This is a genomic window from Paragemmobacter kunshanensis, assembly GCF_011059185.1.
Taxonomy (GTDB): domain Bacteria; phylum Pseudomonadota; class Alphaproteobacteria; order Rhodobacterales; family Rhodobacteraceae; genus Paragemmobacter; species Paragemmobacter kunshanensis.
The window spans coordinates 254,409-262,677 of the sequence record NZ_JAALFE010000004.1 but is presented as its reverse complement, the minus strand read 5'-3'; the positions used below and the strand labels follow the sequence as shown (position 1 = coordinate 262,677).

Annotated in this window: 7 protein-coding genes and 1 pseudogene; 3 read left to right on the top strand and 5 right to left on the bottom strand. The window is 64.7% G+C overall.

Annotated elements, in window-relative coordinates:
- Positions 1-73: 73 nt before the first annotated feature.
- Positions 74-793 (bottom strand): annotated as a pseudogene (locus G5V65_RS06485) (sulfotransferase family protein); the annotation flags it as partial.
- A gap of 146 nt (positions 794-939) precedes the next feature.
- Here G5V65_RS06485 and G5V65_RS06480 point away from each other — a divergent pair.
- The 3 genes from G5V65_RS06480 (at position 940) to G5V65_RS06470 (ending at position 3,434) form a co-directional block, all read left to right on the top strand.
- A complete protein-coding gene (locus G5V65_RS06480) occupies positions 940-2,517 on the top strand; it encodes a DUF5928 domain-containing protein (protein ID WP_165048067.1) in 1,578 nt (525 codons plus the stop codon).
- A 4-nt stretch (positions 2,518-2,521) separates the two neighbouring features.
- Complete coding sequence (locus G5V65_RS06475) at positions 2,522-2,902, top strand: HIT domain-containing protein (RefSeq protein ID WP_165048066.1); 381 nt, start codon at positions 2,522-2,524, stop codon at positions 2,900-2,902.
- A gap of 70 nt (positions 2,903-2,972) precedes the next feature.
- Complete coding sequence (locus tag G5V65_RS06470; RefSeq protein WP_165048064.1) at positions 2,973-3,434, top strand: DUF1203 domain-containing protein; 462 nt, start codon at positions 2,973-2,975, stop codon at positions 3,432-3,434.
- Positions 3,435-3,895: 461 nt separating this feature from the next.
- On the opposite strand, the gene G5V65_RS06465 is transcribed toward G5V65_RS06470, so the two are convergent.
- The 4 genes from G5V65_RS06465 to polA all read right to left on the bottom strand — a co-directional run bounded on the left by G5V65_RS06465 (position 3,896) and on the right by polA (position 8,228).
- Positions 3,896-4,255 (bottom strand): MmcQ/YjbR family DNA-binding protein, encoded by a 360-nt coding sequence (locus G5V65_RS06465; protein WP_165048062.1) that lies wholly within the window; start codon positions 4,253-4,255, stop codon positions 3,896-3,898.
- The gene (locus tag G5V65_RS06460) at positions 4,252-4,821 is read right to left on the bottom strand and encodes a YdeI/OmpD-associated family protein (RefSeq protein ID WP_165048060.1); all 570 of its coding nucleotides are present in this window, start codon (positions 4,819-4,821) and stop codon (positions 4,252-4,254) included. Before G5V65_RS06460 ends, G5V65_RS06465 begins: the two co-directional genes overlap by 4 nt.
- Positions 4,822-4,963: 142 nt before the next feature.
- Positions 4,964-5,392 carry a DUF2306 domain-containing protein gene (locus G5V65_RS06455; RefSeq protein ID WP_165048058.1) on the bottom strand — a complete coding sequence of 143 codons (429 nt, stop codon included), beginning with the start codon at positions 5,390-5,392 and terminating at the stop codon, positions 4,964-4,966.
- A 1-nt stretch (position 5,393) separates the two neighbouring features.
- Positions 5,394-8,228: a DNA polymerase I gene (gene polA / locus G5V65_RS06450; RefSeq protein WP_165048137.1), complete on the bottom strand. Its 2,835-nt coding sequence runs from the start codon at positions 8,226-8,228 to the stop codon at positions 5,394-5,396.
- Positions 8,229-8,269: the final 41 nt, after the last annotated feature.

Here is an 8,269-nt window from a genome sequence, read left to right as displayed (position 1 = left end):
GGTGGCCACGGCTGCGTTTGCACTTGTGTTCGAGAAGCACAGCGCGGGCGAGGTTGCCTCACCAGGCGGATATCTGCTTGTAGATTTCCCACATCAGGTGGTGGGACAGATCGTCGAAGTAATCCTCGACCGGGTGCAACCGTTTCGGACCGTGCCCTTCGCTTTCGTTGAATTTCGGGATCTTCTTCAGGTTGATCTTGTGGCGGGTCTTGATGTTGTTCAGCACGACCTGCATGCCGTCATCGAACTTTTCGGTGAAGAAAATGTGATCGTAGCGCCCGCCATTCACGATGAAGGTGGAGATATGGCCTGACATGGCGGACCAGTGGATGTCCGGCTCCATCGGCTTCTTGAAGCGGATGGTGTCGCGGGCGAAGAGCAGGAAACGGCGGAACGAGGCGATCTGGTCGAAGTCCTGCTTGCCGTCATCGCCGCCGACCTGAACCCCGTATTTCTGCACCAGCATGGGCACGAGGTTGCCGCGATAGCGTTTGCCGTTGCGCTGGATGCCGCAGATCTTGTCGAAGAAGGAGGACAGGATGCGCGTATAGGGGTTGCGCACGCAGGTGAAGGCAAAGGATTTGTGCGCCTTCACATTCGTCTCGATCAGCTTCTGGCTTTCGTCCTGCGCCCATTTGTGCAGGCCGGTGGTCGAGTCATGGATGTCGCCATCGTAGAAACGCCCGTGATCGGAATAAAACATGATCTGGCCGATGGAAGAGCAGGCGCATTTCGGCACCACGCGATAGACCACGCTTTCGCTTTCCGTCATCCAGGTTCCAGGGAAACCCATTTTACAAACTGCCTCCGACACCGGGCGATCTGACGTGCCCTTGACCCAACGGCCACAAAAAAGCAAAGAAATCCTGTCTATTCAATGACCGTTGATGTTATTTGTCCAGTCAGTGACACATAGCGCACCGTAGGGCACCCGGTTCCATGGCAAAGATCGCCTATATTCTTTTGTGTCACAAGGATCCCGAAGGCATCATCGCCCAGGCGCAACGCCTGACGGCGACGGGGGATTTCGTGTCGATCCATTTCGATGCCCGCGCCCCGCGCGAGGCGTTCGAGGCCATTCGAACGGCCTTGGCGGCAAATCCTTCGGTGACTTTCGCGCGCAAGCGGATCAAGTGTGGCTGGGGGGCATGGTCGCTTGTGGAGGCGACGCTGCTGGCGGTGCAATCGGCGGTGGATGCCTTTCCGCATGCGACGCATTTCTACATGCTTTCAGGGGACTGCATGCCGATCAAGTCGGCCGAGTTCGCCCATGCCTTTCTGGACAGGGAAGAGGTCGACTATATCGAAAGCTTCGATTTCTTCACCTCGGACTGGATCAAGACGGGGATCAAGGAAGAGCGGCTGATCTACCGGCACTGGTTCAACGAACGCACGCACAAGCGGCTTTTCTACGGATCCATGCATCTGCAGCAGAAGCTGGGCCTGGCGCGGCAGATCCCTTCGGACATCCAGATGCAGATCGGCAGCCAATGGTGGTGCCTGCGGCGGCGCACCGTCGAGGCGGTGCTGGATTTCTGCAGGCTTCGAAAGGATGTGATGCGCTTTTTCCGGACGACCTGGATCCCGGATGAGACATTTTTCCAGACCCTCGTGCGCCATCTGGTGCCAGAGGCGGAGATCCGGTCGCGGACGCTGACCTTCCTGATGTTCACCGATTACGGGATGCCGGTGACATTCTATAATGATCACTATGACTTGCTGGTCAGCCAGGATTATCTTTTCGCGCGGAAGATCTCGCCGGATGCGAAGGATCTGAAGGAGCGGCTTGGCAAGCTTTATGCGGCCAGGGGCGTGCGGTTCACCATATCGAACGAGGGGCGCAGCCTGTTCCGGTTCCTGACCGGGCGGGGGCGCGTCGGGCGGCGGTTCGCGCCGCGCTTCTGGGAGCGGGAGTCGACGCTGGGGCGCGAGCGGACGCTGATGATGGTGACCTGCAAGAAGTGGCATGTCGCCAAGCGTCTGGTGGAGCGGGTGCGGGATGTCACGAACCTGCCCGCGATGGACTATCTGTTCAACGAAGGATCGACCCCGCTGCCCGATCTGGGCGGCATCCAGACGACCCTGGAAAAGCGGACGCGGCACCGGCGGGCGCTGGTCAGGATGCTGTTCGATTACTGGCAATCGGACCGGCTGTTGTTCTGCATTGATCCGGCGAATGTGGATCTGATGCAGGATTTCTATAACGACAAGGCGCAGGTTCGATTGCTGGAGATCGAATGCGATTTCACCGATGACTATCTGGTCGGCCATGCGCGGCGCGTTGGTCTGGCGGGGGACCGGACGCCGAAGGAGACCATCGACCGGCTGCTGCCCACGATCCGCTATGACGTGAAGTTCGAAAGCGACCGGATCCGGGATGCGAACTTCCCCGGCTTCCACCGCATCCGGCAAAGCGCGAGCGTGGATGAAAACACCCTGCCTTTGGCGGAATTCCTTGATATTCCTGTCGAAAAGGCGCGAGAGATCGCGGCGACAGGACACCTTTTCGTGGATTGAGACCATGGCCCATAGCTACGACCAGACCAATATCTTCGCCCGCATCCTGCGCGGCGAGATCCCCAACAAGACGCTGATCGAGACCGAGCATACGCTGGCCTTTCACGACATCAACCCGCAGGCGCCGCAGCATGTGCTGGTGATTCCGAAGGGGCCCTATGTGACCTTCGATCACTTCTGCGCCGAGGCCAGCGATGCCGAGATCGTGGATTTCCACCGCACGGCGGCGAGTGTCTGCGCGATGCTGGGGGTGAGCCTTGGCGATGGCGGGGCGGGGTATCGGGGGATCACCAATGCGGGGGGGCATGGGGGGCAGGAAGTGCCGCATTACCACCTGCATATCCTGGGTGGGGCGCCCCTGGGGCGGATGCTGTCGCGCGATTGAAAGCGCAAGGAACGGGTCGCCAGAGCGGCGGTCCGGGCGGCAGGGTGGGGCCTTCCGGAGGGAGGTTCCAATGCCGAGATTTGTTCCGATACCGACCGAGATCGTCCGCGCCTATCAGGCGGATGGCGTTGATTCCTATGGGCTTTTGCCAGAGCGGCGGGTGTCTGAGGGGGGTGGCAATCCCTGCCGGCATTGCCTGCGGATGATCCCGGAAGGGGCGGCGATGCTGGTGCTGGCGCACAGGCCCTTTGCCAGCTTGCAGCCCTATGCCGAGACGGGGCCGATCTTCCTGTGCGCAGCGCAATGTGAGGCGGGGGGTGGGGCGGAACTGCCTGAAATCCTTGCTTCTTCCGATTACATCGTCCGGGGCTACGGGGCGGATGAGCGGATCGTCTATGGCACCGGGGGCGTGGTGGAGACGGCGCGGATTCCGGCGCGGGCGGCGGAGTTGCTGGCGCGGGCGGATGTGGAATTCGTGCATGTCCGGTCGGCGCGGAACAACTGCTTTCAGCTGCGCGTCGAGCGGGACTGAGGGGCCTGTTCGCGCCGTCCTTCCCCCCGGAACGGCGTGCAGCGCCCGGTGCAGACGGGCAGTGCAGCAGGGCGTATGCACGCAGCGCGCGCCGGGGAGAGGGGGCGTTCATCTTTTGGGAACATCTTCTCGTGGCGCATGTCACCCGCCCGGAGGCGAGGCGGGGAGCCTGTCTGGTGCGGGGCTGTGGGGGGATGGCGGAGGTCCCGGGTCAGGCCCGGGACGGGGGGGCGCGGGACGGGCGGCGTTGCGCGGGGTGGGGATGGGGCAGATGGGTATTTGGGCCAAGATGAAGGGGCAGGGTCAGGGCTGCGGGTGGCGGGGCGTTTGGGTGGTGCGGGTGCTGTGGGGGGATGGGGGAGGTCCCTTGTCAGGCCCGGGATGGGGGGCGCGGGACGGGACGCGTTGCTCGGGGAGGCGATGGGGCAGATGGGTATTTGGGCCAAGATGAAGGGGCAGGGTCAGGGCTGCGGGTGGCGGGCGTCCCAGGCCTTGAGCCAGCGCTTCGGGGCGGCGTCGCGCCATTGGCGGATGAGGCGGGCGCGGGCCCAGTCTTCGTCGATCCGGCCCGCGCGGACGAGGACGAGGGGGTGGGGGGCGTAGTGCGGGTGCAGGAAGAAGGTGTCGGGATCGGCCTGCATCAGCATTTCGCGTTCGTCCCGGTCGGCCTTGAAGACGGCGGCGTCTTCATAGGCGGACCAGTAGCACCAGAGCCTGCCATGGGCCTTGAGCGCCTCATGCCCCCAGGGGGTGGCGAGGGTGACCTCGGGGAGGGAGAGGCCGAGGGCGAAGGCGCGGAGGTCGGGCCAGGTGTGGATCATCGGGGCGGGGTCGTGGTGAGGGAGGCGATGAATTCGGCGATGCGGCGGGCGCGGGCCTTGGGCGACTTGGCGGTGGCGAGACGGAAGGCCAGCGCCGCGCGGGGTTTGGGCGGCAGGGCGGTAAAGGCGGCCTGTGCGGCCTCGGGTGCGGCGGCGAGGGCGGTGAGGAAATCGTCGGGGATCTGGCTGGGTGCTTCCGCCGCATGGGCGGCGTCCCAGCGGCCATCGGCCTGGGCGCGGGTGACTTCGGCCAGACCCGGCGCTTCCATCCAGCCGCCCGCGATCAGCCGTTCCGCCGTGGCGCGGGCCTTGGGTGACCAGGGGCTGGCCGGGCGGCGCGGGGTGAAGCGGTGGAGCATGTGATGGGGGCCATCGGGTTTCGACTGCGCATCGACCCATCCCCAGACCAGCGCCTCTTCCAGGGCCTGGTCACGGTCGATGGAGGTTTCGCCCGCGGATTTCTTCGGCAGGCGCAGCCAGACCTCGGCCGCCTTGTCATGGCGCATGGAGAGCCAGAAGTTCCATTCGTCCTGCGTGGCGAAGGTGAGGGGGGCGGGGTGTTTCATGGCAGACCTGCCCGGTTGCGGCCCTGATCGGCAATGGCGGTGAAGGGGGAGGGACGGGTGGCGGACAGCACGGCGTCTGGCGCGCGGTGGATGCGGGAGGGGCCGGGACAAGGCGGTCCTGATTTGGCAAGGGGCGGGTGGATCACGATCCCCCCAATTGGCAGATCGTGCCGGGGGCGGTTAAGGCCACGCAATGCATGAGGCGGCCCGGCAAGAGGGTGAAGGCCCCGGTGATGACGAGCGCAGCAATGAAGAGCCAGAGGGCGGCGCTGCGATGGGCCGCGATCCGGCCCGTCCGGGCGGCGCGCACCAAGCCCGCGAGCGAGACGAGCGTCACAACGGAGAGGATGTGGATGGGGCCGAGCCCGTCGAAGCCCGGACCCCAGACGAAGACGAAGGAGGAGAGCGCGGCGAGCGTCATCAGCGCGACCCAGAGCCAGCCCGTCGTGCGATGGGGCAGCGTCCCCTTGGGGGCAAGCAGCTGGACCGTGCCGAGGGCGAGGGCGGCGAGGGCGGCCAGCGCATGAAGCTGGACGGCGAGCGGAGCGGCGAGGAAGGCCGCGCCATTCATGTCAATGCGCCTCGGCCCAGGTGCGGCCCTGGCCTGCCTCGACAATCAGGGGAACCTTGAAGTGGACGGCGGGGTGGGCGGCGGATTCCATCACCTCTTTCGCGCGGGCGGCGAGGGTGGGGGCGGCGTCTTCGTCCACTTCGAACAGGAGTTCGTCATGGACCTGCAGCAGCATCCGCGCGGGGAGGCCTTCAATGGCTGTGGGCATGCGGATCATGGCGCGGCGGATGACGTCTGCCGCTGTCCCCTGGATCGGGGCGTTGATCGCGGCGCGTTTGGCGAAGCCTGCGGTCGGCCCCTTGGCGTTGATTTCGGGCGTGTGGATCTTGCGGCCAAAGAGCGTGGTGACGAAGCCGCGCGCCTGCGCGTCCTTGATCGTGCTGTCCATGTAGCCCTTGATGCCGGGGAAGCGCTGGAAGTAGCGGTCGATGAAGCCCTGCGCCTCGGCCCTTGGGATGCGGAGGTTGCGGGCGAGGCCGAAGCCGGAAATGCCGTAGATCACGCCGAAGTTGATGGCCTTGGCCTGACGGCGGATGTCCGGGGTCATCTGGTCGAGCGGGACGTTGAACATTTCCGATGCGGTGAGCGCGTGGATGTCGAGCCCGTCGCGGAAGGCCTGTTGCAGTTCGGGGATGTCGGCGATGTGGGCGAGGATGCGGAGTTCGATCTGGGAGTAGTCGAGAGAGACGAGGAGGCGGCCTTTGGGCGCGACGAAAGCCTCGCGGATGCGGCGGCCTTCTTCCGTGCGGACGGGGATGTTCTGCAGGTTGGGGTCGGTGGAGGAAAGGCGGCCCGTCACCGCCCCGGTTATGGAATAGGAGGTGTGGACGCGGCCCGTTTCGGGGTGGATGTGGTCCTGCAGCGCGTCGGTATAGGTGGATTTCAGTTTCGCGATCTGCCGCCAGTCGAGGACGAGGGCAGCAAGACGCGCGGCCTGCGGGTGGGTGTCTTCGAGTGTCGTGATGTCTTCGAGGATGTCGGCGCCGGTGGCATAGGCGCCCGTCTTGCCCTTGGCCCCGCCGGGAACCTGCATCCGGTCGAAGAGGATTTCGCCCAGTTGCTTGGGCGAGCCCACGTTGAAGGGTTCGCCTGCGATTTCTTGGATTTCCGCCTCCAGCCCCGCCATCTTTTGCGCAAAGGCGTTGGACATGCGGGACAGCGTGTCGCGGTCCACCTGCACGCCTGCCATTTCCATTTCGGCAAGGACGGGGACGAGGGGGCGTTCGAGGGTTTCGTAGACGGTGGTGACAGCCGCGCGGTGGAGTTGCGGTTTGAAATGCTGCCAGAGGCGGAGGGTGATGTCGGCGTCTTCGGCGGCGTATTTCACGGCATCGGGAATGGCGACGCGGTCGAAGGTGATGGCGGATTTGCCCGTGCCGAGCAGGGATTTGATCGGGATGGGCGTATGGCCCAGATGGGTTTCCGACAGCGTGTCCATGCCGTGGGAGTTCAGGCCCGCGTGAAGCGCCGAGGACATGAGCATCGTGTCGTCGAAGGGGGTGATGCGGATGCCGTGGCGGGCGAAGATCTTCCAGTCGTATTTCATGTTCTGGCCGATCTTGAGGATCGCGGGGTCTTCCAGAACGGGTTTCAGCGCGGCCAGCACGTCATCCAGCGGAAGCTGGCCGGGGGCGAGTTGCGAGGTGCCGAAAAGGTCGTCCGTGCCGGAGCGGTGGGTGAGGGGGATATAGGCCGCCTTTCCGGGCGTGACGGAGAGGGAGATGCCGACGAGTTCGGCGCGCATTTCGTCGAGCGAGGTGGTTTCGGTGTCTACCGCCACGGTGCCGTGGTCGCGGATCGCGGTGATCCATGCGTGAAGAGCGTCGGGGGTGGTGACGGGTTCGTATCCCGCATGGTCGAAGGGCAGGCGGTCGGGGGCGGTGGGTTCCGGGTGGTTGGGGTTGGTGCCTGCGCTTTCGGGCAGGGGGGCGGGGGGCGCGATCTTCAGGCTGTCGGCCACGCGGCGGGTGAGGGTGCGGAATTCCATGCGGTTGAGGAATTCCATGATCCTGTCGGGTTCGGGGGTGCGGACTTCGAGATCGTCGAGCGTGACGTCGAGCGGGGTGTCGGCCTTGAGCTGCACGAGCTGGCGCGAGATGCGGATCTGGTCGGCATTGTCGATCAGGGATTCGCGGCGCTTGGGTTGTTTTATTTCGCCGGCGCGGGCGAGGAGGGTGTCGAGGTCGCCATATTCCTGGATCAGCAGGGCGGCGGTCTTTATCCCGATGCCGGGCGCGCCGGGGACGTTGTCGACCGAGTCACCGGAAAGGGCCTGCACGTCGACGACGCGGTTGGGGGCGACGCCGAATTTCTCGAACACCTCATCCGGGCCGATGGCGCGGGATTTCATCGGGTCGAACATCATCACGCCGGGGCCGACAAGCTGCATCAGGTCCTTGTCGGAGGAGATGATGGTGACGTCGCCGCCTGCTTCGGTGGCGCGGGCGGCGAGGGTGGCGATGATGTCGTCAGCCTCATACCCCTCGGTTTCGATGCAGGCGATGTTGAAGGCGCGGGTGGCGTCGCGCGTCAGGGGGAATTGCGGGCGCAGGTCTTCGGGCAGTTCGGGGCGGTTGGCCTTGTAGAGCGGGTAGATGGCGTTGCGGAAGGTTTCCGACGAATGGTCGAAGATGACGGCGACATGGGTGGGGGCGTCTCGCTTCGTAGAGGTGATTTGGCTCCACAGCATGTTGCAGAACAGTTGGACCGCACCGGTCGGAGTGCCGTCAGAACGATATCGGTACTTCATCTCCATTCCGGATGCCTGATGATAGGCGCGGAAGATATAGGCCGATCCGTCGATCAGGTGCAGGTGGCAGCCCTTGCCGAAGCCCATGGTCATCCTCCGTCGTCGCGATGGGGGTGGTATGGCATGAT